Below are 24586 nucleotides of genomic sequence, written 5' to 3'. Positions count from 1 at the left end.
GCGCCCCAAATGCGCCCTCGGGCTGCAGGGGATCAACAAGCGAGAGACGAAGTTGGGAACGGTATTTACTGCAAGAGAGCATGACGGAGGTGAACCGCGTGTCGCGGCATCGACCGAAACGATCAAGAAAATGAAGGGCTTGGGGCTCGACGTGCTGGTCGAGACCGGCGCGGGGCTCGCCTCAGGCATCCTCGATGCGGACTACGAAGCCGCCGGTGCCCGCGTTGTCTCCCAGGAGGCGGCCAAAACGGCGGATATCATCCTGAAGGTGCGCCGGCCGACGAGTGTCGAGATTGCCGACTACAGGTCCGGCGCCATCGTCATCGCCATCATGGATCCCTATGGCAACGAGGCGGCGATCGCCGAGATGGCCAAGGCCGGGCTTACTGCCTTTGCGATGGAACTGATGCCGCGCATCACCCGTGCGCAGTCGATGGACGTGCTGTCGAGCCAGGCGAACCTCGCCGGTTATCAGGCCGTGATCGACGCCGCCTGCGAATATGATCGGGCGTTGCCGATGATGATGACGGCGGCCGGGACGGTTCCTGCCGCCAAGGTCTTCGTCATGGGCGCGGGCGTTGCCGGCCTGCAGGCAATCGCGACGGCCCGCCGTCTCGGTGCCGTGGTCTCGGCGACGGACGTGCGTCCGGCAGCCAAGGAGCAGGTCGCCTCGCTCGGCGCCAAGTTCATCGCCGTCGAGGACGAGGAATTCAAGGCGGCCGAAACGGCTGGCGGCTACGCCAAGGAGATGTCCAAGGAGTATCAGGCCAAGCAGGCCGCACTCGTTGCCGAGCATATCGCCAAGCAGGACATCGTCATCACCACTGCACTCATCCCCGGCCGTCCGGCGCCGCGGCTCGTCACCCGTGACATGCTGAAAAGCATGAAACCCGGCTCGATCGCGGTCGATCTTGCGGTCGAACGCGGCGGCAACGTCGAGGGTGCTGAGCCCGGCAAGGTCGCCGAGGTCGAAGGCGTCAAGGTCATTGGCCATCTCAACGTGCCGGGCCGCATCGCGGCCTCCGCGTCCGGTCTCTACGCCAAGAACCTCGTCACCTTCCTGGAAACCATGGTGTCCAAGGAAACCAAGGCGCTCGCGCTCAACATGGAGGACGAACTCGTCAAGGCGACGGCGCTCACCCATGGCGGTGAGGTCGTGCATCCGAACTTCGGCGCCAGCAAGGGGGACAAGTGATGGCGAATGAACTTCTCGACAAGGCGCTCGCCGATCTCGACCGGGCGGTGGAAGCGGTCCGCACCGCGGCCGAGTATGTGCCGGATGCGGCCGGTGCCGTCGCCCATGGCGCCACCGGCGGGGCGATCGACCCCTTCGTCTTTCGCCTGGCGATCTTCGTGCTGGCGATCTTCGTCGGCTACTACGTGGTCTGGTCGGTGACGCCGGCGCTGCACACGCCGCTGATGGCGGTCACCAACGCGATCTCCTCGGTCATCGTCGTCGGCGCCCTGCTGGCGGTCGGCATTTCCGCCTCGGGGCTGGCGACCGGCTTTGGCTTCATTGCGCTGGTGCTGGCCTCGGTCAACATCTTCGGCGGCTTCCTCGTCACCCAGCGCATGCTGGCCATGTACAAGAAAAAAGACAAGTGAGGCCGGCCCGATGAACGCCAACTTCGCAGCCTTCCTCTATCTCGTCTCCGGCGTCCTGTTCATCATGGCGCTGCGCGGCCTCTCGCATCCGACCACCAGCCGCAAGGGCAATACCTACGGCATGGTCGGCATGGGCATCGCCATCGTCACGACGTTGCTGCTCGCCAAGCCGAGTTTCGGCGGCCTGATGCTGATCGTGCTCGGCCTTGCCATCGGCGGCGGTATTGGTGCGTTCATCGCCCGCCGCATCGCCATGACGTCGATGCCGCAACTTGTTGCTGCCTTTCACTCGCTGGTCGGTCTTGCGGCCGTCATGGTGGCGGCTGCCGCCATGTATGCGCCGGAAAGCTTCGGCATCGGTACGATCGGTGACATCCACGCGCAGGCGCTGGTCGAAATGTCGCTCGGCGTCGCCATCGGCGCGATCACCTTTACCGGCTCGGTCATCGCCTTCCTGAAGCTCGACGGTCGCATGTCCGGCAAGCCGATCATGCTTTCGGGTCGCCATGCGATCAACGCTGGTCTTGCCGCGGCGCTCGTCGTGCTGGTGATCATGCTGGTCCTGACCCAAAGCACGACGGTGTTCTGGCTGATCGTCGTACTGTCGCTGGCGCTCGGCGTGCTGATCATCATTCCGATCGGCGGCGCCGACATGCCGGTGGTGGTCTCGATGCTCAACTCCTATTCGGGCTGGGCGGCGGCCGGCATTGGCTTCACGCTCGGCAACCTGGCGCTGATCATCACCGGGGCGCTCGTCGGTTCGTCCGGTGCGATCCTCTCCTACATCATGTGCAAGGGCATGAACCGCTCGTTCATCTCGGTCATCCTCGGCGGCTTCGGCGGTGAGACAGCAGCGGCCGGCAGTGACGACGGCGTCCAGCGCACGGTCAAGCAGGGCTCGGCCGATGATGCGGCCTTCCTGATGGCGAACGCCTCCAAGGTGATCATCGTGCCCGGCTACGGCATGGCAGTTGCTCAGGCGCAACATGCGCTGCGCGAAATGGCCGATCAGCTGAAGGCGGCCGGCGTCGAGGTCAAATATGCGATCCATCCGGTCGCGGGCCGCATGCCCGGCCATATGAACGTTCTGCTGGCGGAAGCAAACGTTCCCTATGACGAAGTGTTCGAGCTCGAGGATATCAATTCAGAGTTCGCGCAGGCCGATGTCGCCTATGTCATCGGCGCCAATGACGTCACCAACCCGGCGGCGCGCGACGACAAGTCCTCGCCGATCTACGGCATGCCGATCCTCGACGTCGACAAGGCCAAGACCTGCCTTTTCGTCAAGCGTTCGCTCGGCTCCGGCTATGCCGGCATCGACAACACGCTGTTCTACAAGGACGGCACGATGATGCTGCTCGGCGACGCCAAGAAGGTGACGGAAGATATCGTCAAGGCGCTCAATCACTGAGGGAGGCACACATGTCGATCGAACACAAGGCGGATGTCGCACCGTTATGGACGCCGAGCCCCGCGCGGATCGAGGACGCAGCCATCACGGGTTTCAGGCGATGGTGCGAGAATGAGTATCGGATCCCCTTGCCCTCCCATGACGACTTCCACGCGTGGTCCATCGCAGATCGTGAGCGCTTCTGGTCGGCCGTCTGGTCGTTCTGCGATGTCATCGGCCAGCGGGGAGAACGCGCACTCGTCCATGGCGACGATATGCTGGAAGCCCGCTTTTTTCCCGACGCGACCCTGAATTTCGCCGAAAACCTGCTCGCGCGCAGAGGCAGCGGTGATGCGCTGGTCTTTCGCGGCGAGGACAAGGTGGCGTATCGCTGGTCATGGGACCGATTGCACGGCATGGTCTCACGCTTGCAGCAGGCCTTCCGCGCCCTGGGCATCGGCACGGGCGACCGTGTCTGCGCCATGATGCCTAATATGCCGGAGACCATCGCCTGCATGCTGGCCGCCAGCTCGATCGGTGCGATCTGGTCCTCCTGCTCGCCGGATTTCGGCGAGCAGGGCGTCATCGACCGCTTCGGTCAGATCAAGCCAAAGCTCTTCATCGCCTGCGACGCCTATTGGTACAACGGCAAGCTGCAAGACGTCGCGCAGAAGGTCCGCAATGTCGAGCCGACAATCGGTGCGCCCGTGCTCGTCGTTCATTATGCAGGCGAGGCCGAAGCCTTAGCCTCCGCGCTGAGGGATGGACGGACGCTCGATGCACTCGTCGCGCCCTTCGTGCCCAAGGTGGTCGAATTCGAACCCCTGCCTTTTTCCCACCCCGTCTACATCCTGTTTTCCTCGGGGACCACGGGCATTCCCAAGTGTATCGTCCATTCCGCCGGCGGCACGCTGCTTCAGCACCTCAAGGAGCATCGTTTTCACAATGATTTAAGGGAGGGCGACCGGCTTTTCTATTTCACGACATGCGGCTGGATGATGTGGAACTGGCTCGTCTCGGGGCTCGCTTCAGGGGCAACCCTTTGCCTTTACGACGGCTCCCCCTTTTTTCCGGATGGCACTGTCCTTTGGAACTTTGCCGCAGAGGAGAAAGTCGCAATTTTCGGAACGTCGGCGAAATACATCGACGCGATCCGCAAGAGTGGCATTCTGCCGATGCGGAGTCACGACCTCACGGCGCTCCGGCTCGTCGCCTCAACCGGTTCCCCGTTGTCGCCGGACGGTTTTTCCTTCGTCTATGAAGGGATCAAATCCGACGTGCAGCTTGCGTCGATCTCCGGCGGCACGGATATCGTGTCATGCTTCGTCCTTGGAAATCCGGTCAAATCCGTATGGCGCGGCGAGATTCAAGGGCCGGGACTCGGCTTGGCTGTCGACGTCTGGGACGATGAAGGCACGCCGGTGCGTGGCCTGAAGGGGGAACTTGTTTGCACCAAGGCCTTCCCGGCGATGCCGCTCGGCTTCTGGAACGACGCCGACGGTGGAAAATATGAAGCTGCCTACTTTGGACGCTTCCCCAACACCTGGTGTCATGGCGATTTCGCGGAATGGACCGGACACGGCGGCATCGTCATCCACGGTCGGTCGGACTCCACACTCAACCCGGGCGGCGTTCGCATCGGTACGGCCGAGATCTACAACCAGGTGGAACAGATGGACGAAGTCGCCGAGGCGATTTGCGTCGGTCAGGATTGGGACGACGACGTGCGCGTCGTTCTTTTCGTGCGGCTGGCATCGGGGGTGACATTGGACGCCGATCTCGAGAAAAAGATCAGGAGCAGGATCCGTAGCGGAGCATCGCCCCGCCACGTGCCGGCGAAGGTGCTGCAGGTCAGCGATATTCCACGCACGAAATCCGGCAAGATTGCTGAACTCGCCGTGCGTGACATGGTTCATGGGCGGTCCGTCAGGAACAAGGAAGCGCTCGCCAACCCGGAAGCGCTGCAACTCTATCGCGACCTGCCTGCCCTAAGGCGGTAAACGCTCTCACGAGTTAGAATTCGACCTCAAGGTGCAGGGTTGAAAAAGGGACTTCCGCGGGCAGTTCTCTAAAGTCGCGAAACACACGCATTGCCAGCGGCAATTTGCATTTCTTGACGCGGTTGTAGTCCAAGATCACGGCATCGACTTCTTCAGGTACATGCGGCGGAAAAGTGCTTTGCGCCGCAAACGGCTAGTCACTGTCTAACTTTAGCCTTTCACCTTCATCGTTGGGACCACATACGATTGGGAGGATTTTGTATGACGTTCCGCATTCTGGCTATCAAGGGACTGGCTCTGCTAGGCCTATTGTGCACCACCAACAGCGCGGCCTTCGCCGACGCCGCGTTCCCGTCGAGGCCGATCCGGATAATCGTGCCGACGGCACCAGGCGGCACCCTCGACCTGACGACCCGTCTCTACGCGCAGAAGATGGGTGAGGATCTGGGCCAACCAGTGATCGTCGAAAATCGCCCCGGAGGCGATACCATTCCAGGCACGCTCGCCGTCAAGGACGCCGCAGCGGACGGATACACGCTGCTTGCGCAGGCCGAGGGCCTGCTGATGGTCCCGCAATTGAGGGTGGAGCAGCCGTTTGAGCCACTGAAAGATTTTACTGGTGTCGGATTGATGGCCCGATTTCCCTTCGTGATGGTCGTCGGAGGCGACCAGCCGGATCGCACGCTCGCTGATTTCATCGCGCGCGCCAAGGAAAACTCGGGGAAGCTGACCTATGCTTCGGCGGGCGTAGCGACCCCGCCGCATGTGGTCGCGCCTATGTTCCTGAAAGCGGCCGGACTCGAACTGCTGCATGTGCCCTACAAGGGCAACGGTGCAGCGTTGCCTGATGTCGTCGCTGGGAGGGTCGACATGATCTTCGACGGCTATATCAGCAGTTCATCGTTCCTCAAGGCTGGAAAACTGCGCGCAATCGGCATCGCCGGACCAAAGCGAACCACGCCGCTTCCGGACGTGCCGACGCTAATGGAGGCAGGTGTCGAATTCGGTCCGTTGTCCTGGCTCGGGATCGTCGCCCCGGCCGGGACGCCTGACGACGCTATCGCACGTCTTTGGGAGGCGCTCGTGCGCGCCAGCAAGGACCCGGCCCTTTCGGAGCGTGTGCGCGCTGATGGATCCGAACCGGCGTCCGAGACGGCGGCGGAGTTCAATGCATTCCTGACAACTGAATACAAACGAATGAGCGACGCGATAACGACCCTAAACCTCGAGAAGAAGTAAGTGACCGGTCACGGCCTTCACCAGAGTTGGAGACCTGAGATTAAACCGCCAGAAGTGGTTACGCTGTTTGCTGGTCGCCACCATAGATAATGCCGGTAAAGTTGAATGCTTTGCCGGCATTATCGTGATGAAGTGGTGCTGCCTTTGCTCCACCATCTGAACATTGAGGTCTCCCACGACGGTGTCGAACTCTCAAAATCCTTCAGTGCGAAGGTAACTTCCCTGCTCACAAGAATGAGGCGGCGTGTTCGACACCGCCTCTTCGGCCAAGAGAGCAACTCGCTGGGGCCGCATCGACAACCTGATGCGGCCTTTGAGCAGCGCGTGCTCTACTTCTTCGGAATACCCAGATCCTCGACGAGCGTGTTCATGCGAACGAGGTCGTCCTTCAGATACTGGTCGAAGTCGGCCGGCGTCATGCTCATGGTTTCCCCGCCGCCTTCCTTAAAACGTGCCTTCACCGCCTCATCGGAAAGGGCGCTCTGCAGGGCGGACGAGAGCCGGTCGATCACCTCTTTCGGCGTTCCCTCCGGTGCGACGAGGCCCGTATAGACGTAGTAGCTGTAGTCCTCCAAGCCGGCCTCGGCGATCGTCGGCACATCCGGAAGACTGGACAGGCGCTCGGTCGACGTCACAGCGAGCGCCTTCAGCGTGCCGTCCTTCAGCTTGGAAGCGCCACTATTGTAGGCTTCGAAGATCATGTTGACTCGTCCAGCCATCACATCGGGCATGGCCGGGCCGTTGCCCTTGTAGGGGATGTGGAGGATATCCACGCCAGCCTGCTTTAGGAACAACGCGGCCGCCAGATGCGTCCCCGTACCGACACCCGCCGATGCATAGGACATTTTTTTCGGATCGGCCTTCGCTCTTGCAATGAAGTCGCCAAGCGTCTTGTCTGGTTCGCCGGCCCCCTCCACGACGAGGTAGGGAGAGCGCATGATCGGACCGACGCCGGCGAAATCGTTCACCAAGTCGTAACCAGGATTCTTTTTAACGGCGGGTTGGATGGCGATCGTTGCCGCGGTCGCCAGCAGCGTATAGCCATCGGCGCCTGCTTCCTTCGCGGCAAGGATGCCGACCAACCCATCGCCTCCTGCCCGGTTTTCCACGACGACGGGCTGTCCGAGATTCTCCTGCATCTTCTCCGCCACCAGCCTGGTCGTGACGTCGACAAGGCCGCCTGGACCGGTGTTGACGACAATGCGTATCGCCCTGGTGGGAAACGTCTCCGCGAGCGCCGACGTGGCCGTGCCGGCTGTAGCCATAATAGCCGCAAGCGCACAGCAGCGCAGCAACGAGAGTTTGGATTGCGTTTTCAATGGTTCCTCCTTCCGATTGTGACGCTGACGGGTCTCCGCCCGTCTCGCGCCTGTGGTCACTGCAGTTGCGCGGCGCGGACCGCCGCGGTGAGCCGTTTAGCGTCAGCTTTCCTCTTCGCTGAAGACGTGGTCGCGCTCCTTCCGGATGGCCGGCAAGGTGACCAGAATGATCATCCCCGCGGCGACGAGAAGGAGCACCGCAGAAATCGGCTGCGTGAAGAAGACGCTCGCATCGCCCCGCGAGAGCAGCATCGCGCGCCGCAGGTTTTCTTCCAGCAGCGGTCCGACCACGAAACCGAGCAGCATGGGCGCCGGCTCGCAGTGCAGCTTGGCGAAGATATAGCCGAGCACGCCGAAAGCGGCTGCGATGTAGATATCAAAGACCGAGTTGTTGATGCTGAACGAGCCGATGACACAAAACAGCAGGATGGCCGGGTAGAGGACCTTGTACGGAACGGCCAGCAGCTTGATCCAGAAGCCGATGAGCGGCAGGTTGAGAAGAATCAGCATGGCGTTGCCGATCCACATCGAGGCAATCAGCCCCCAGAAGAGCGCGGGATTCGAGCTCATCACGCTGGGGCCGGGCTGGATGTTGTGGATCATCATCGCACCCATCATCAGGGCCATGACGGCCGTGGCGGGGATACCGAGCGTCAGCATGGGAATGAAGGAGGTCTGTGCGCCGGCATTGTTGGCCGCTTCCGGGCCTGCGACACCGCGGATGTCGCCCTTCCCGAAATTCTGCGGCGTCTTGGAAAGCTTCTTCTCGACCGCATAGGAGGCGAACGCACCCAGGAGAGATCCGCCGCCAGGCAGAACGCCCAGGATCGAACCAAGGGCCGTTCCCCGAAGAACCGCCGGTGCCGCCTCCTGGAACTCCTGCTTGGTCAACCACAGGCCCTTTACCCGGTTGATGAAGGCTGCACGATTTTCCTTCCTTTCGACGTTGAGGATGATCTCGGCAAAGGCAAAAGCGCCCATGGCAACCCCGACCACGCCGATCCCATCGGCAAGGGGTGCAATTCCGAAGGCGAACCGTTGAACGCCGCTATTGACGTCGGTGCCGACCAACCCGAGCAGCAGGCCGAGCAAGACCATGCTGATCGCCTTGACCAGAGAGCCGTGCGCCAGCACGACAGCACCGATCAAACCGAGCAACATCAGTGAAAAATATTCCGTCGGTCCGAACTCGAAGGCAAAGGCCGTCAGGGCCGGAGCGAAGGCGGCAATCAGCATCGTGGCCACCGTTCCGGCAAAGAAGGAACCGAGTGCCGCGACCGCCAGAGCGGTTCCGGCCCGTCCCTGCCGCGCCATCTGATATCCGTCCAGGCATGTGACGACGGACGACACTTCACCGGGAAGGTTGACGAGGATAGCCGTCGTGGAGCCGCCATATTGGGCACCGTAGTAGATACCCGCCAGCATGATGAGTGCGGCAATCGGCGGCAAACCGTATGTAATGGGCAGGAGCATCGCAATCGTTGCGGTTGGACCGAGCCCCGGCAGGACGCCTATGGCGGTTCCGACAAGGACGCCGATGAAGCAATAGGCGATGTTCTGCAGCGTCAATGCGGTTTCGAAACCCAGGACGAGATGCTGAAGAAGCTCCATTAGAGACCTCCGGGCCAGACGGGGATAGGAAGGCCCAATACGTAGATGAAGATCAGGTAGCAGAAGGCGATCAGGATGACGGCGCTGCTAATGGCGTAACGCCAGCCGAATTCATGGCTTGCGAAGGCGCTAGCAAGAACCAGAAGCAGTGAACAGGCGATCAGCCCGAGCGGCGCGAGCAGCACGCCAAAAAGGACAACTGATCCGATGATCAACCAGAACGGCCTCAAAGACGCACGTTCCACCGCTTCCTCGTCATCGGCGGTGATGCTGCGGGCAACGATGATTAGCCCGAACAAAGCCAGCAGCCCGCCAAGGATCAGCGGGAAGTAGCCCGGCCCCATTTCTGCGGCGGTCCCGATCTCATAGCGTGTCGCGCCCAAACCGAACGCTGCGCCAAAACATGCAAAAAGGAGCCCTGCAAAGAAGTTCGGCTGGTGCCGAATGCGCGGGCTCATCGGTATCCTCCCGGACCGACTCTCATGGGTCTCCTCCTGTACATGACGATCCTCCTCAAGATCGCCCATCATCCTCGCGTGAAAAATCACCGTTGTCCTGCGCGTTGTCCGGCAAGCACCTTTTCTCGCGATGCACTTGATCAGGCGCCATGGTCATAATCTGGAGCTTGCGGCAGCCTCTGGAGCCGCCGAGCGTCTGATCAGGTCCACCGCCTGTCGCCGTGACGTGATCGTCCATTCGGTCCTTTCTCGAACCGACAACGCAGCCTTTTCTCGATGCGCTGCGCGGGCGTTCGGGGCGCCGGCGCCCCTGGCCGCTAGGTGGCGTTCTTCAAAAGAGCGAGATACCGCAAAACGCCGCCAGTCTGGCCGTAAGCTCGTCCTGAAAGCCCACATCGGACACCGCGCCTGCAGGTACCTCTTGCCGACGGTGATGCCAGTACCGGCCGCTGCACTCCGCCGCAGAGCCCTCGCCCGCCGCAAGCCAGGTCTGGGTCAGATGTGCCGCTTGACCCAGTCAACATCGCGCAAAGAGCCTGCTCCGCCCCGATGCATGCTGCTGCTGATATAAATCAGGCGGTCGGGACGCTCCATCAACGCCGTCAGCATGTAGGGGGCAAGTGCATTGACCGCGAGGATACTCGCGCGACCCTCAGGCGTCGCGGCCCGGCTGGGCGTTGAGTATATGCCCGCATTGTGTATGACCGCTTCCATGCGTCCTATGGAATTTACCTGATCTGCGACGGATCGCGTCTCCGCCGCGCTGGTCAGATCGCCAACAACCACTCCGAGCGACCTCGGCGCCAGGTTCGCCACCGCAGAGGCACGCTCCTGCGAGCATGAGTGCAAAACGACATGATGTCCCTCCTTTAGCAATACCCGAGCGGCCGCAAGGCCAAGCCCATCGGTACTGCCGGTAATGAAGATACGTACCATTGAGCGCTCCCCTAATTCGAAAAATACTCGCCGGGACCACCATCCCGGTCGGTCGCTATGCCAGCGATCAGGAGATGACCCCGACGGCATGGCGTAGCCACACCATGCCGCCGTCCAGCGCTTCGCAGCCGATCAAGCGGAGTGTCTGCCCTGCCCCCGGTTGCCGCCCGTCCGCACCGTTGTAGTCGATGATGCTTGGTGTCCCCGCAACACCATCGACCGCCGGATAGATGAGTGTGCTGAATTCGTCGATCAGACGATGGCGAAGGAAGGCGCCGTTCAGAATGCCGCCACCTTCGAGCAGAAGCTTCTTTGCGCCAAAGAGGCTTGCTAACTGCGCCATTGCTCCGCTGAGATCATCTCCCTCCGGCCCCGCAAATATGTATGAGACACCATCCTCGCGCAATTCTGCGAGGTAGGAGTCTGCCACCGCCTCCGCAAGCACTGCAACGATGTGATCGCCGCCGATATTGTCCTTACCATAGTGCACGCGCCCTTTTGGATCGATGGCAATTGCCAAGTTGCGATCCTTGCGATCTGCGAGATAAGGTTCGCGTGTTGCGATCGGTTTGCTCGCGGCAGCACGCTCTGACCCCTTTGCCATCTCGGACATGGTCTTGCGTCCGACGATCCAGCCGTCGGCTTCGAATTGCTCCGCAACCGACTCGTAATGGCTGGCCAATTGACTCGCAGATAGTCTCGATGCGGCAGCCGTGAACCGACTGGGGTGGAGGCGACCGTCGATTGAGGTCACCATGTGACAGATGATAAAGGGGCGCATTGGTGGCTATTTCCTCGAGTTAAGGCCGGTTTTACCGACGCGAACCTGCGGACGATCCGCGTGTCAGCGTCGTCGACGGTAAACCGGAAATCCTGAGCAGCTCCATCGCCAGTGCCGAGACGCGCGGCGAGGACCCATCAGTCCATTATCCAGGCAGGAGTTCGATCTTTGATGTCTCTAAGCTCGGCTAAGAGCTTCCGCTCAGGCCACGTAACGTGAGCTTTCATAAAACATGGCCGTACCTCCCCGTTCGCCAGTTTCGTTGGAAATTTCGCGATTGTAGCCGAGGAGGAACAGAACGATTAGGCGGCTTAATTCGCTTGCCGTAATGGCTTGAATTCATCAATCGCGAGTACGCGAGGCATGAGCGGTTCCAGTGCCGTTTCGTGAGCCCTCTAAATCTTGAAGCAGATCCTCAGCCAGCGCCTGGGCGTTTTCCTTAGCTGTTCGATCGCAGCTGAATTCACATCTACACACTGCTCGCAGAGGACCGCTCGGTCGCAGCCGGCCCTGGCTTCAAGAAAGAGATAGAGATCTGTGCCCAGCGACGATAGTCGCAATGTGCCGCAGAGGCCTTTCCAATGAGGCCATTCGATCGCAGAGGGACTTTTCGCCGAGCTCAGAAGGTGCGCCACGACCGTTTCGATAGCGAGCCTCACGCGCCTTGACAGATAGGGCGTGTCCGGCCAAACCGCGATAGTATCGAGCAGGCTCAAGGGACAGTTGTCGAACAATGTGACCAAACGGCCTGCACTGAGATGTTGGCGCAGGGCCCAGTCAGGCACAAGGCGATGCCGGCGTCGGCCACGGCCGCATCAACGATTGCTTCCATGTCGTCAAATCGCAGGCGCCAATTGAGCGCGCACTCCCTCAGGTTTCCGTCCTCGTCCCTCGTGCGCAGTCCGTTACCTTCACTGTCGGGCCGTTACGTATGGCAAGATCGTATCTCTCACCAGCACATCAGCTCCAGATCACTGAACCGAAGGAGTTCGAGTTTCGGATGTTCTCTGGCCATATTAACCAGGATCGGCGATACGCATGCGCTTGGCCGTCCTCGGTTAGTGTCCGCCGTTGAGCGTCTTAATGCCGGACGGAAGTTAGCCGCCTGGGCCAACCAGCGGCTGGCCCAGGCGTTCACGGTTACTTCATGGTCGGGATGACGAACTCTGCGCCGTTCTTGACGCCCGACGGCCAACGCGAGGTGACGGTCTTCGTCTTGGTATAGAAGCGGAACGCGTCCGGACCGTGCTGGTTGAGATCGCCGAAGCCCGAAGCCTTCCAGCCACCAAAGGTGTAGTAGGCGATCGGAACCGGGATCGGAACGTTCACGCCCACCATGCCGACTTCGACGCGGGCAGCGAAGTCACGTGCGGCATCGCCGTCACGGGTGAAGATGGCGACCCCGTTGCCATACTCGTGCTCGTTGGGCAGACGAAGCGCATCGTCATAGTTTTCTGCGCGAACGATGCTCAGAACCGGTCCGAAGATTTCTTCCTTGTAAATGCGCATGTCCGGCGTGACGTTGTCGAAGAGGCAGCCGCCCATATAGTAGCCGTTCTCGTAGCCCTGCATCTTGAAGCCACGGCCGTCCACGATGAGGTTAGCGCCTTCCTTGACGCCAAGGTCGACATACTGCGTTATCCGCTCGAGTGCCTGCTTTGTGACGACCGGGCCGTAGTCGGCTTTGAGATCGGTCGACGGACCTACCTTCAAGGCTTCGACGCGGGGGACGAGACGCTCGATCAGGCGGTCGGCGGTGTCCTTGCCCACAGGAACTGCGACGGAGATCGCCATGCAACGCTCGCCAGCCGAACCGTAGCCAGCGCCGATCAGGGCATCGACGGTCTGATCCATGTCGGCGTCCGGCATGATGATCATATGGTTCTTCGCACCCCCGAAGCACTGGGCGCGCTTACCGTTTGCCGTTGCGCGGCTGTAGATGTACTGAGCGATCGGAGTGGAGCCGACGAACCCGACTGCCTTGATATCCGGATCGTCCAGGATGGTGTCGACAGCGACCTTGTCGCCGTTCACGACGTTGAAGATGCCTGCGGGCAGACCCGCTTCGAGGAACAGTTCGGCCAAACGCATCGGGACACCCGGATCACGTTCAGACGGCTTCAGTATGAAGGCGTTGCCCGAAACGATGGCCGGGCCGGCCTTCCAGAGCGGAATCATTGCCGGGAAGTTGAATGGCGTGATGCCCGCAACGACACCCAGCGGCTGCCGCATGGAATATACGTCGATGCCTGTACCGGCGCTGTCCGTGAACTCGCCCTTGAGCATGTGAGCTGCGCCGAGGCAGACCTCGACCACTTCGAGGCCGCGCTGGATGTCGCCCTTGGCATCGGGAATCGTCTTGCCGTGCTCGCGAGCCAGCAGTTCGGCAAGCGAGTCGTACTCGGCTTCAACCAACTCGAGGAATTTGCGCATGACACGCACGCGGCGCTGGGGATTGGTAGCGGCCCATACCGGCTGAGCAGCCTTGGCATTCTCGATCGCGGCGCGCACTTCGGCGGGTGTCGCAAGGGCAACCCGGCCCTGCACCGTTCCGTCCATGGGCTGGTAGATGTCTGCGGTACGACCGCTTGCTCCGGCGACGTGCTTGCCGCCGATAAAGTGTCCGACCTCGCGCATTGAATTTCCTCCTTGGCTTAAATTCCGGCGGATCATGACTTTCAAAAAAAAATAATGCAAGGTGACGAAAAGCGCATCCGTTGTGCAAAAAATAAAGCCCTGGAGGTCGCCGTGGACTGGGACAACGTACGCATATTTCTCGCCGTGGCCCGTGCCGGCCAAATCCTGTTGGCCGCCAAGAGACTGGGTCTAAACCACGCCACGGTCGCGCGACGGATGACGTCTCTTGAGGACGCACTGAACACACGGTTACTCACAAGGCGAACCAATGGTTGCGAACTCACGCAGGCGGGCGAAGAGTTCCTCGCGTTCGCAGAACGCGTGGAAACGGAGATGCTATCGGCACGTTCCGCCTTAGGCGATGAGGACGTTGCGATAGCCGGCACCGTGCGGATCGGGGCGCCCGACGGGTTCGGGGTTAGCTTCCTCGCACCGATATTACCCCAGTTGACCATCAGGCATCCGGAACTGCGGATACAACTTGTCCCTGTCCCGGTTTCGTTCTCGCTGTCACGGCGGGAAGCGGATATCGCCATCACGGTTGACCTGCCCGCGCAGGGACGGCTCGTCGCAAAAAGGCTCGTGGATTACAGCCTAGCACTGTATGCGAGCCGGTCCTATCTCGCTGAATACGGCACTCCAGTGTCCATCGACGATGTGCGCGGCCACCGCCTGGTGGGATACGTCGAAGACCTGGTGATCAATCCATCGCTGCACTACGCACCGGAATTGACCCGCGACTGGCATCCAAGCTTCGAGATTTCGAGCGCGCTTGGACAGGTGGCTACGGTGCGTGCCGGCGGCGGAATCGGTATTCTGCACACCTTCATCGCTCAGGATTATCCCGAGCTGGTCCCCGTCTTACCAAATCACAAGATCAGCAGATCTTACTGGCTCTCCTATCACGAGTCGGTACGCTCGTTGCGTCGTATTAAAGTAGTCGCAGACTTCATTTCTGCGGCAGTCGTTGAAGCCGAAGAGCGGTTTTCATAGTGCTTGCGCAAAATCCCGCCTTCTATCGAGCCAAGCAGCCCTCCGGACCGACCTGGCCTGCCAGAAGTTTTTGGGCATTCATCGAAGGGTTAATTGGTGGAGGACCCCACACACCTGCAGGCGATTGCCGTCAGGATCAAAAAAGCTTACGAAACCTCGAATACTATCGGTTCGTCACAACGTACACCCCCTTGCGCAATTCCTGGACTGGGCAAAACAGTCTTCGACATCTAGGTCAGGGTGGTCGAGTTTTTGGGGCCAACCTGGATGAGCCGGAACGGATACATTTCCCCGTTCGCGCTCTGTCTTGAATTCGATACAACCTGCCTCTGGTAATTTCACCGAGGCGGCGCGGCACGCCGTAGAAACAGAGTGCCCGCTCAAGATCCGTTGTCTCAAACGATCCTCGCTAGTTCGCGAAGGATTGATTTGTCACCCGGTTCCGACACAAGAAGGCAGGCATCCACCTCCTCGCCTTGTGCACCGACAGTGAACGAGATTGGCGGCAATATAAACAAATCTTCCCGTCGACCGGGCGGATGTGAACGTAGCCTCACTAGGCGTCGCGAGTCAGCGACGGGGGGAAGCCATAGGCCTCGGGATGACGGGCCCCGGTTACACGCATGTTCAAGATGCCGTGATCATCGTGGAAGACTTCATAGCAGAGATGGTCAACCAGCTCGTTGTTTTCCCCAAAAACGAGAACTTGCGGATTTCGCTGAATGATATCTTGAACGTCGCAGAAAACGCTTGAGGCAATGATAATCTCGTCCCCTTCCTGGCATGTACGGGCCGCTGCACCGTTCAAGATGCAGCAGCGGGAACCGGGGTCGCCGTAAAGCACATAGGTGCTGATGCGTGCTCCAGACATCTTGTTCCAGATATCGACATACTCAAGTGGTTTGATTCCCACTGCTCTACAAAACTCCGCATCGATCGTGATCGAACCGTGATAGTTCAGCTTTGAACCGGTAACGCGAATTCCGTGCAATTTCGCACTGACATACTTTTCCACAAAGCTCCTCCTTCGGCGCTGAAGTGCTGGACCCTTGAGCCCGAAGGTTCCAGCCTGCCCATTCGTCATTAAGCGCCTCCAGGCGCCTTGGTCGGAGCGAGCGGTACGCTGATCACCGCCCGCTCCTCCTTTTCCCGAACAGCGAACTTGCAGGGACGGTTGCTCGGAAAACAGTTGTCAGATCATCTTTTCAAGCTCGGGCAGGACGTCGAAGAGATCGGCGACCAGACCGTAGTCGGCGACCTGGAAGATAGGCGCCTCTTCGTCCTTGTTGATCGCGACGATAACCTTCGAGTCCTTCATGCCGGCGAGGTGCTGGATGGCACCGGAGATGCCGCAGGCGATGTAGAGATCGGGTGCGACCACCTTGCCGGTCTGGCCGACCTGCCAGTCGTTCGGCGCGTAACCGGCATCAACCGCAGCGCGCGATGCACCAACGGCAGCACCGAGCTTGTCGGCAACCGGCAGGATGACTTCCTGGAACTTTTCCGAAGAGCCGAGCGCACGACCACCGGAGATGATGATCTTGGCAGACGTCAGCTCCGGGCGATCCGCACTCGATTTCGCTTCTGAGACGAAGCGGGACAAATCCGAAAAGACGGCTGCCGTTGAAACGTGTTCAACGGCAGCCGAGTTGGCCCCGACAGGAGTAGCGGGGAAGGAGGCGGTGCGCACTGTAATCACCTTCCAGGCGCCGGTGGCCTGCACCGTCTGGATGGCATTGCCGGCATAGATCGGGCGCTTGAAGGTGTCGGAAGAGACGACCTCGATGATTTCCGAGACCTGGGAAACGTCGAGCAGCGCTGCAACACGTGGCATGACGTTCTTGCCGACCGAGGTCGCGGCGCTCACGATGGTGTCGTAGCTGCCGGCAAGCGAGACGATCAGCGCTGCCAAGGGTTCTGCGAGGTTGTTGGCAAGCGAGGCGTCGTCGGCGACGAGGACCTTGGATACACCTGCAAGCTTCGAAGCCTGCTCGGCGGCAGCCTTGGCGCTGGCGCCGGCGACGAGGATGTGGACGTCGGTCCCAGCTCCACTGGCGATCTTGGAAGCAGCGCTCAGAGCCTTGGCGGTCTGGTCGGAAAGGTGGTTGCTGTCGTGGTCAGCCAGAAGAAGAATGGCCATGATAAAATCTCCCTTTGCTGAACTTAGAGCACGCCGGCTTCGACTTTAAGCTTTTCGACGAGCTCGGCGACCGACTTGACCTTGATGCCGGCCTTGCGGCCCGACGGCTCCTCGGTCTTCAGCACCTTGAGGCGGGCGGCCGTGTCGACGCCGTAGTCGGCCGGCGACTTCTTGTCGAGCGGCTTCTTCTTCGCCTTCATGATGTTCGGCAGTGAGGCGTAGCGCGGCTCGTTCAGGCGCAGGTCGGTGGTGACGACGGCCGGCAGCTTGATGTCGATCGTCTGCAGACCGCCGTCGACTTCTCGTGTGACGGTCGCTTTGCCATCGCCGATCTCGACCTTGGAGGCAAAGGTCCCTTGCGCCCAGCCGAGCAGCGCCGACAGCATCTGGCCGGTCTGGTTCGAATCGTCGTCGATCGCCTGCTTGCCGACGATGATCAGGCCCGGCTGTTCAGCCTCGGCCACGCCCTTGACGATCTTGGCGACAGCGAGCGGCTCGACCTGGTCTTCGGTCTCAACCAGGATGGCGCGGTCGGCACCCATGGCAAGCGCCGTGCGCAGCGTCTCTTCGGCCTTGGCCGGACCAACGGAAACGACGACGACTTCCTCGGCCTTGCCGGCTTCCTTCAGCCGCAGCGCCTCTTCGACCGAGATTTCGTCGAAAGGGTTCATCGACATCTTCACGTTCGCAAGTTCGACGCCCGAACCGTCTGCCTTCACCCGGATCTTGACGTTGTAGTCAACGACCCGCTTCACCGTCACAAGTATTTTCATGGCATTCCTCATTGCTCTGACCGCGGGCGAGAGCCGGCGCGGTCCCGCCCACTTGGATCCACTTACCAAGCTTGCATTTCGAACTAAGGATTATCCTGCGACGCTTGCCTTTCGCCGGGCAACGCAATCGGCCACGAGGCACAGGATCTCGAACATGAGATTTGCGCCGTTCAGTGCGGTGTGGTTGCCGCTATCGAAAGGAGGCGAAACCTCGCACACATCGCCGGCGACGATGTTCAAACCGCGAAGACCACGCAACAGAACCTGTGCGTCGCGCATTGTGAACCCACCCGGCTCCGGCGCACCCGTACCGATGCAATAGGCCGGATCAAGGGAGTCAATGTCGAATGTAAGGTAAGTCGGCCCCTTACCGACCACTTGTCGAATGGTCTCGATGGTCTTGGCCCGACCAAGCTCCTCAAACTCGTCAAAACTGATGAGCCGCATACCGTGCTCGAGATGATAGTCTCTGTCATCGAGCGAAAACCGGGTGCCACGGATGCCAACCGAAACGCTGCGCTTCGGGTCGATCAGGCCTTCTTCTACACAGCGCCTGAGCAGGGTGCCGTGATTGTAGCGATCACCCCAAGCGTCGGAATAGGTGTCTGGGTGCGAATCGAAGTGAATGATTCCAAGCGGTTCGCTGGAACCCAGACCTTTGATGACAGGATATGTCACCCCATGGTCGCCTCCAACGCAAACGGTAGTTGCGCCGCGGCTTGCGATTTGGCCGACATGATGAACAATGCTCTCGACGCTGCGCGAAATATCAATCGGGATTACAGGAACATCCCCAAGGTCCGCCACCGTGCATTGATCAAATGGCGAAGGTCCCCCATCCGAATTGTAGCGCCGTACCAGTCTCGACATTTCGCGCACCTGTGCCGGTCCATGGCGTGCGCCCGCCCGATTGGTTTGGAAGTCGAACGGCACCCCCAACAGGGCAATATCGACTTCTGCGTCCCGCTTAAGCCAAGGCGTCCGGAAGAACGTGGCCGGCTCTGCAAATCGCGGAACAAAAAGAGAATCGACAGGCGAGAAGGTCGATTGAGACATCAAAAACTCCTGAAAAGGTGCAATGGGCAGCCGGCCCTGTGACCGATCACAACATCGCTCAAGGATAGACGCCGAGCTAACTCCTGTCCTTCGGCGAATCTCGATTCAAACTTCGGCGTGGCTCGACGTCTTCAGACCGACACGGTCTGACGGCTTGTCTCACAACTTTGCCTTGACGCGTCCCAGCGCCGCGCCGCCCCACTCATTTGCCGATATTCTTGAATTCGTCGTCGGTAGAGACTGTCGAAGGGGCCGGGAGCCGAAGTTTGCATTGGAAAATGCGCATGTCCATCAAACGATCCCCGCGCTACCAATTTGGAGAACGCCAATTCAAAAAAGGGAACTATGATGAATAAGACTGGGAAACTATCTATCCTCGGGGCGGTTCTTGCTGCTTCCGTGACAGGCGCCTTCCATGCGCGCGCCGCAGACTCATTCGTTTTCGCGACTTTCGGCGGTCTCGAGGCAGAGAAAGTTGCGTGGACCGAACCCTACACCCAAAAGACCGGTGTAAGCATCACCGTAGATCAGCCGATCGATTTCGCAAAGATCAAGGCACAGGTGGAAGCACAGAACGTCTATTGGGACGTTGTCCATGTCGACGGCTACTTCGGTGCGGCCCAGTGCGGAAAGCTGTTCGAGCCACTAACTGCGGCGGTCGATCGCTCAAAGCTCGACGAACGCCTCGACCTCAATCCGTGTGGCATTCCGATCGTCGTAAATGCTGCTGTTCTCGTCTACAGCAAGAACGAGTTTACCGGAGACAAGCCCCAGAGCTGGGCAGATTTCTTCGATACCACGAAGTTCCCGGGCCAGCGTGCAATGATCAATTTTCCGGTCAACGGCGCGCTCGAAGCCGCTCTCCTGGCGGACGGGGTTCCGGCCGACAAGCTCTACCCGCTGGACCTCGATCGTGCGTTCAAGAAGCTGGACACGATCAAGAGTGACATCGTGTTTACACAAAGCTCCACGCAATTGTCAGAGTTACTTGTATCGGAAGCCGTGCCAATGGCAATTGCCTTCAATGGCCGCGCGTACATGGCAGTCAAGGAAGGCGCTCCCTACGAAGCCGTTTGGAATCAGAGCATTTTGCAGACAGATACCCTTGCCGTTGTGAAGGGCTCGAAGAATCGCGACGCTGCTGAAGCCTTCCTGAGTTACGTCGCGCAGCCGGAACAGCAGGCGCGCCTGGTGGAGTTCGTGCCATACGGGGCTGCAACGAAGGACACCAAACTCAACGTCGACCCGCTTCTCAGCTCCTACTTGCCGAACAGCGGGGACAACGCGAAATCGTCCGTCGTGCTTGATGCCAAGTGGGTCGGTGATAACTTCGACGAAATCAATCGTCGTTGGACCGAATGGACAAGCAAATAGTTCAAGCAAATCTGCCCGTGGCCTTCTGGCGACGGGCAGACAGCGCAGAAGCGCATATTTCGAAGGAACATTTTTTCAACCCGTAGCCAAGTCTCGCCTATGAGCCGGACCTTTCACATCAGCTAAATTGGCGGCTTGAAAATTACAGTTCCCTCACAAGCCTATCAGGAGAGAGGGCCGCCTAGACGGCCACGCCGACGGAGCAACCCCCCAGGAAACTCTCAGGCGAAAGGACTGCTAGGCTTTACCATCTGGAGAGAGACACAGTGATTGTGTCCACCGAAGGGGACCTCCACATCGGAGGAGAAGCTCTCAGGTAAAAAGACAGATTGGGGGCTAGGAACTGGCGGAGTTCCGGAACCACTGTCGGAGAAAACATGTCACACATTGCCGTTTTGGGCGCCGGGATTACCGGCGTCGTAACTGCCTATGCGCTGCTGGAACGGGGTCACGAAGTCACCGTGATCGAAAAGAACCGCTATCCCGCGATGGAAACGTCATTCGCCAACGGTGGCCAGCTGTCTGCAAGCAATGCAGAGGTGTGGAATCACTGGTCTACCGTCGCGAAGGGTTTCAAGTGGATGCTGAAGAGCGACGCTCCGCTGCTGCTCAATCCTTCGCCTGGCTGGCACAAGTATTCTTGGATGGCCGAATTCCTAGGGAATATAAGCCAGTATGAGGCCAACACGATAGCAACCGTGAGGCTCGCCATCGAAGCCCGCCGGCGCATGTTCGAGATCGCGAACAAAGAGAACATTGATTTCAATCTCGAAAAACGCGGAATCCTTCATATCTATCATGACCAAAAGAGTTTTGAGCATGCGCTTAAGGTCAATAATCTCTTGTGCAAAGGCGGCCTCGAACGAAGGGCGGTGTCCCCGAGCGAAATCACGTCGATTGAGCCAACATTGGAAGGTGATTTTTTCGGCGGCTTCTTCACACCGTCTGATTCAACGGGTGACATTCATAAATTCACTCGAGGCTTGGCGGACGCCTGCGCTCGGCGCGGCGCCAAATTCCTGTTTGATGCGGATGTGACCGACATCAGCTGCACCGACACAGTAGCAATTGACTTCAAGCCGACCGACCAAGCTAACGGTCAGCTCCAGCGCGTTGTCGCCGACAGCATCGTAGTCTGCGCAGGAGTAGCGAGTCGAAGGTTTGCCGCGATCCTTGGTGACAGGGTCAATATTTATCCCGTTAAGGGATACTCCATCACTGTTCACCTTGATGATGAGGAAAGCCAATCCGGAGCACCATGGACAAGCATACTTGACGATCGGGCCAAAATCGTCACCAGCCGTCTTGGCGTCGACCGATTCCGCGTCGCGGGCACGGCAGAATTCAACGGCATCAACAAAGACATCCGCGCGGACCGTATCAAACCGCTTGTCGATTGGGTCAGAACGTTGTTTCCTCAGATAGTAACGTCTCGAGTTGATCCTTGGGCAGGGCTACGGCCGATGATGCCGAACATGTTGCCTCGTGTCGGCCGCGGCGCGCGTCCCGGCGTCTTCTATAATACAGGCCACGGTCACCTGGGCTGGACTCTCTCGTGCGCAACCGCCGAACTCGTTGCACATGCTGTCGAACACGAGATGTGTGCATAGGCTGAGAATGAGTAGAACCCAGGCCGGATGTCTGCCGCCTGGGTTGTACTGGGCTCACCGCTGTTTCCGTCGTGCGGATATGTGCGGCCGGTGTCGGAATAATAGCGTACGCAATGGACCCCGCCCTTCTTCCATTGCAGCGGTCTCCGGAAGCTCTACATCTGTTTAGTCATTGCCGGTCTGCTGTCGCACAAAGTGGTCAATGCCTGCTTGAGCGCACTCAGTGTCCTGCGCAGGCGTTCCAGAACTTACGCCGATTGCGCCAACCACCTCACCATCGGCAATGACCGGCAAGCCGCCGGCAACGACGAGAAGACGGCCGCCGATCGCGGAATTTATCCCGTAGGCAGGGCTTCCGGGCTGACTTGCGACGCCATAGCTCTCTGTCGTTCGCTTGGCGCCTGCTGCGGTATAAGCCTTGTCTTGCGCAATAACCGTGCTGGTAATCTTTCCCCCGTCCATTCGTTCGAAGGCGATCAATTGTCCGGACTCATCCGTGATGGCAATGCACATAGGCACACCGATCTGCACGGCCCTGGCCTTGGCACCCTCCAACAGCAGATGGGCATCGGCAAGGCTTAGTCGCTTGATTGTCAACATGAGGTGTTCCTTTCAAGAAGGGTGTTGGAGACTTCCGCGCGTAAGAGCCGGCATCTTACCTGTCTGATTAAACAGGACCTTCGCTGGCTTACCTGGCGGTGTCGGTGAGGAGCGCTGCGCGCCTCACATATTCGGATAGACCGGGCCTTCGCCGCCTTGCGGCGGCACCCAGTTGATGTTCTGGTTCGGGTCCTTGATGTCGCAGGTCTTGCAGTGCACGCAGTTCTGGGCGTTGATGACGAAGACTTGCGTGCCGTCCTTCTCCACCCATTCGTAGACCCCGGCCGGACAGTAGCGCGTCGACGGACCGGCATAGACGTCATGCTCGGAGCGTTTCTGCAGCTCCATATCCTTGACCTTGAGATGAACCGGCTGGTCTTCCTCGTGGTTGGTGTTCGACAGGAACACCGACGACAGCCGGTCGAAGGTCAGAACCCCGTCCGGCTTCGGATAGTCGATCTTCTGGTGTTGCGCTGCGGGTTCGAGCGACTGCGCATCGGTCTTTCCGTGCTTCAGCGTGCCGAAGAAGGAGAAGCCGAACAGCTGGTTGGTCCACATGTCGAGACCGCCGAGCCCAACGCCGATCGCCGTGCCGAACTTCGACCACAGCGGCTTGACGTTTCTCACCCGCTTCAGGTCCTGGCCGATGGCGCTGTCACGCCAGCCGCGTTCGATCTCGATCGGCTCGTCATTGGCGCGGCCACTGGCAATCGCCGCTGCCAGCTTCTCGGCGGCGAGAATGCCTGAAAGTACCGCATTGTGGCTGCCCTTGATGCGCGGCACGTTGACGAGACTGGCCGAACAGCCGATCAGCGCGCCACCGGGGAAGGAGAGTTTCGGTACGGACTGGTAGCCGCCCTCGGTGATGGCGCGGGCGCCGTAGGAAAGCCGCTTGCCGCCCTCGAACGTGCCGCGGATCGCCGGATGCGTCTTGAAGCGCTGGAACTCCTCGAAGGGGAAGAGATAGGGGTTCTTGTAATTCAGGTGCACGACGAAGCCGACGGCGACCATGTTGTCTTCGAGGTGATAGAGGAAGGAACCGCCACCGGTCTTCATGCCGAGCGGCCAGCCGAAGGAGTGCTGCACCAGACCCGGCCGGTGGTTTTCCGGCTTGACCTGCCAGAGTTCCTTGAGACCGATGCCGAACTTCTGGACGTCGCTGTCCCTGGAGAGATCGAACTTGGCGATCAGCTGCTTGGCGAGCGAACCGCGCACGCCCTCGCCGATCAGGGTGTATTTGCCGAGCAGCGCCATGCCGCGGGCGAAGTTCGGGCCCGGTTCGCCGTTCCTCTCGATGCCCATGTCGCCGGTGGCAACCCCGATGACCGCACCCTCGTCGTTGTAGAGCACTTCGGTGGCGGCAAAGCCCGGATAGATCTCGACGCCAAGCTCTTCCGCCTTGGTCGCCAGCCAGCGACAGACGAGCCCAAGCGATACGATGTAGTTGCCGTGATTGTTCATCAGCGGCGGCATCAGGAAGTTCGGCAGGCGGATCGAGCCGGCGGGCCCTAAGAACAGGAAATGATCGTCCGTCACCTCGGTCTTGAACGGATGGTCGGCGTCGGCGCGCCAGTCCGGCAGCAAGCGGTCGATGCCGATGGGATCGACGACGGCGCCCGACAGGATATGCGCACCGACTTCGGCGCCCTTTTCGAGCACGACGACCGAAAGCTCCGGATTGACCTGCTTCAACCGGATCGCCGCGGCCAGACCCGCCGGCCCCGCACCCACGATCACAACGTCGAACTCCATGCTCTCGCGTTCGGGTAATTCAATCACGCTCATATTCCCGGCTTCTCAGACTCTTTGATCGAAAGAACACACGTGCCTCTGAGACAGGCAGTATGTGCTGCTGACGTTCTTCACCATCGCAATTGAGGAATGCGAGCATCGGATTCGAAGGGAAGGTTTCAATCTGGGCGGTGCAAGCAGCTATGCGAAGAGCAGCGCGGACCAAGATGCAGTGATCCATCGGATAGGCAGTTGGCGCGTTCCACATCGATTCATGGTTCGGAAAAAGCCTATTCCAAGCGGAACAGCTAGCGAGGTTATGTAGCACAGTCT

The 24586-nt window shown here is 59.8% G+C and carries 20 protein-coding genes, 1 pseudogene and 1 riboswitch; of the genes and pseudogenes, 8 read left to right on the top strand and 13 right to left on the bottom strand.

The features are described from left to right. The first annotated feature begins 52 nt into the window (after positions 1-52). The 5 genes from IB277_RS21235 to IB277_RS21215 all read left to right on the top strand — a co-directional run bounded on the left by IB277_RS21235 (position 53) and on the right by IB277_RS21215 (position 6234). Positions 53-1195 (top strand): Re/Si-specific NAD(P)(+) transhydrogenase subunit alpha, encoded by a 1143-nt coding sequence (locus IB277_RS21235; protein ID WP_192371605.1) that lies wholly within the window; start codon positions 53-55, stop codon positions 1193-1195. Next, positions 1195-1605 carry an NAD(P) transhydrogenase subunit alpha gene (locus IB277_RS21230; RefSeq protein WP_034786897.1) on the top strand — a complete coding sequence of 137 codons (411 nt, stop codon included), beginning with the start codon at positions 1195-1197 and terminating at the stop codon, positions 1603-1605. The genes IB277_RS21235 and IB277_RS21230 overlap by 1 nt, the downstream gene beginning before the upstream one ends. Before the next feature lie 10 nt (positions 1606-1615). Next, complete coding sequence (locus IB277_RS21225; protein ID WP_192371604.1) at positions 1616-3016, top strand: NAD(P)(+) transhydrogenase (Re/Si-specific) subunit beta; 1401 nt, start codon at positions 1616-1618, stop codon at positions 3014-3016. 11 nt (positions 3017-3027) lie between these two features. Then, positions 3028-4995: an acetoacetate--CoA ligase gene (locus IB277_RS21220; protein WP_192371603.1), complete on the top strand. Its 1968-nt coding sequence runs from the start codon at positions 3028-3030 to the stop codon at positions 4993-4995. A gap of 261 nt (positions 4996-5256) precedes the next feature. Beyond that, entirely contained in the window at positions 5257-6234 is a 978-nt protein-coding gene (locus IB277_RS21215; protein ID WP_192371602.1) for a tripartite tricarboxylate transporter substrate binding protein, read from the top strand. A 329-nt stretch (positions 6235-6563) separates the two neighbouring features. Here IB277_RS21215 and IB277_RS21210 read toward each other — a convergent pair whose 3' ends face one another. The 7 genes and pseudogenes from IB277_RS21210 to IB277_RS21180 form a co-directional block, all read right to left on the bottom strand. After that, the gene (locus IB277_RS21210) at positions 6564-7553 is read right to left on the bottom strand and encodes a tripartite tricarboxylate transporter substrate binding protein (RefSeq protein WP_210339642.1); all 990 of its coding nucleotides are present in this window, start codon (positions 7551-7553) and stop codon (positions 6564-6566) included. A gap of 102 nt (positions 7554-7655) precedes the next feature. Beyond that, positions 7656-9164 (bottom strand): tripartite tricarboxylate transporter permease, encoded by a 1509-nt coding sequence (locus IB277_RS21205; protein ID WP_192371601.1) that lies wholly within the window; start codon positions 9162-9164, stop codon positions 7656-7658. Continuing rightward, positions 9164-9691 carry a tripartite tricarboxylate transporter TctB family protein gene (locus tag IB277_RS21200; RefSeq protein WP_210339641.1) on the bottom strand — a complete coding sequence of 176 codons (528 nt, stop codon included), beginning with the start codon at positions 9689-9691 and terminating at the stop codon, positions 9164-9166. The genes IB277_RS21205 and IB277_RS21200 overlap by 1 nt, the downstream gene beginning before the upstream one ends. Continuing rightward, entirely contained in the window at positions 9678-9860 is a 183-nt protein-coding gene (locus IB277_RS21195) for a hypothetical protein (protein WP_192371600.1), read from the bottom strand. The genes IB277_RS21200 and IB277_RS21195 overlap by 14 nt, the downstream gene beginning before the upstream one ends. A gap of 93 nt (positions 9861-9953) precedes the next feature. After that, positions 9954-10558, bottom strand: a pseudogene (locus IB277_RS21190) (SDR family NAD(P)-dependent oxidoreductase). 67 nt (positions 10559-10625) lie between these two features. Next, positions 10626-11339, bottom strand: a complete 714-nt coding sequence (locus IB277_RS21185; RefSeq protein WP_192371599.1) for a dihydrofolate reductase family protein — start codon at positions 11337-11339, stop codon at positions 10626-10628. A gap of 1140 nt (positions 11340-12479) precedes the next feature. After that, positions 12480-13976 (bottom strand): CoA-acylating methylmalonate-semialdehyde dehydrogenase, encoded by a 1497-nt coding sequence (locus tag IB277_RS21180; RefSeq protein WP_192371598.1) that lies wholly within the window; start codon positions 13974-13976, stop codon positions 12480-12482. Between the two features lie 111 nt (positions 13977-14087). Between IB277_RS21180 and IB277_RS21175 the strand changes: the two genes are divergently transcribed. Next, entirely contained in the window at positions 14088-14969 is an 882-nt protein-coding gene (locus IB277_RS21175) for a LysR family transcriptional regulator (RefSeq protein ID WP_192371815.1), read from the top strand. 556 nt (positions 14970-15525) lie between these two features. Here the strand turns inward: IB277_RS21175 and panD are convergent. The 4 genes from panD to IB277_RS21155 all read right to left on the bottom strand — a co-directional run bounded on the left by panD (position 15526) and on the right by IB277_RS21155 (position 18938). Next, entirely contained in the window at positions 15526-16053 is a 528-nt protein-coding gene (gene panD, locus IB277_RS21170; protein WP_210339639.1) for an aspartate 1-decarboxylase, read from the bottom strand. A gap of 108 nt (positions 16054-16161) precedes the next feature. Continuing rightward, the gene (locus IB277_RS21165) at positions 16162-17109 is read right to left on the bottom strand and encodes an electron transfer flavoprotein subunit alpha/FixB family protein (RefSeq protein WP_192371597.1); all 948 of its coding nucleotides are present in this window, start codon (positions 17107-17109) and stop codon (positions 16162-16164) included. Between the two features lie 23 nt (positions 17110-17132). Then, positions 17133-17882, bottom strand: coding sequence for an electron transfer flavoprotein subunit beta/FixA family protein (locus IB277_RS21160; protein ID WP_192371596.1), 750 nt, complete (start codon positions 17880-17882; stop codon positions 17133-17135). Positions 17883-17972: 90 nt separating this feature from the next. Continuing rightward, positions 17973-18938: an agmatinase gene (locus IB277_RS21155; protein WP_192371595.1), complete on the bottom strand. Its 966-nt coding sequence runs from the start codon at positions 18936-18938 to the stop codon at positions 17973-17975. Between the two features lie 345 nt (positions 18939-19283). Between IB277_RS21155 and IB277_RS21150 the strand changes: the two genes are divergently transcribed. Beyond that, positions 19284-20312 carry an ABC transporter substrate-binding protein gene (locus IB277_RS21150; protein WP_192371594.1) on the top strand — a complete coding sequence of 343 codons (1029 nt, stop codon included), beginning with the start codon at positions 19284-19286 and terminating at the stop codon, positions 20310-20312. A 155-nt stretch (positions 20313-20467) separates the two neighbouring features. After that, positions 20468-20559, top strand: a riboswitch (glycine riboswitch). A 130-nt stretch (positions 20560-20689) separates the two neighbouring features. Beyond that, positions 20690-21922: a D-amino acid dehydrogenase gene (locus tag IB277_RS21145; protein ID WP_192371593.1), complete on the top strand. Its 1233-nt coding sequence runs from the start codon at positions 20690-20692 to the stop codon at positions 21920-21922. 165 nt (positions 21923-22087) lie between these two features. Here the strand turns inward: IB277_RS21145 and IB277_RS21140 are convergent, their stop codons facing one another. Then, positions 22088-22522 carry a heme-binding protein gene (locus IB277_RS21140; protein WP_192371592.1) on the bottom strand — a complete coding sequence of 145 codons (435 nt, stop codon included), beginning with the start codon at positions 22520-22522 and terminating at the stop codon, positions 22088-22090. Positions 22523-22645: 123 nt separating this feature from the next. Continuing rightward, positions 22646-24307: an electron transfer flavoprotein-ubiquinone oxidoreductase gene (locus IB277_RS21135; protein ID WP_192371591.1), complete on the bottom strand. Its 1662-nt coding sequence runs from the start codon at positions 24305-24307 to the stop codon at positions 22646-22648. Positions 24308-24586: the final 279 nt, after the last annotated feature.

This window comes from Ensifer sp. ENS07 (assembly GCF_014852185.1).
GTDB lineage: Bacteria > Pseudomonadota > Alphaproteobacteria > Rhizobiales > Rhizobiaceae > Ensifer > Ensifer adhaerens.
Note: the sequence above shows the minus strand (reverse complement) of the source record. Positions and strands in the feature narration are given on the sequence as shown.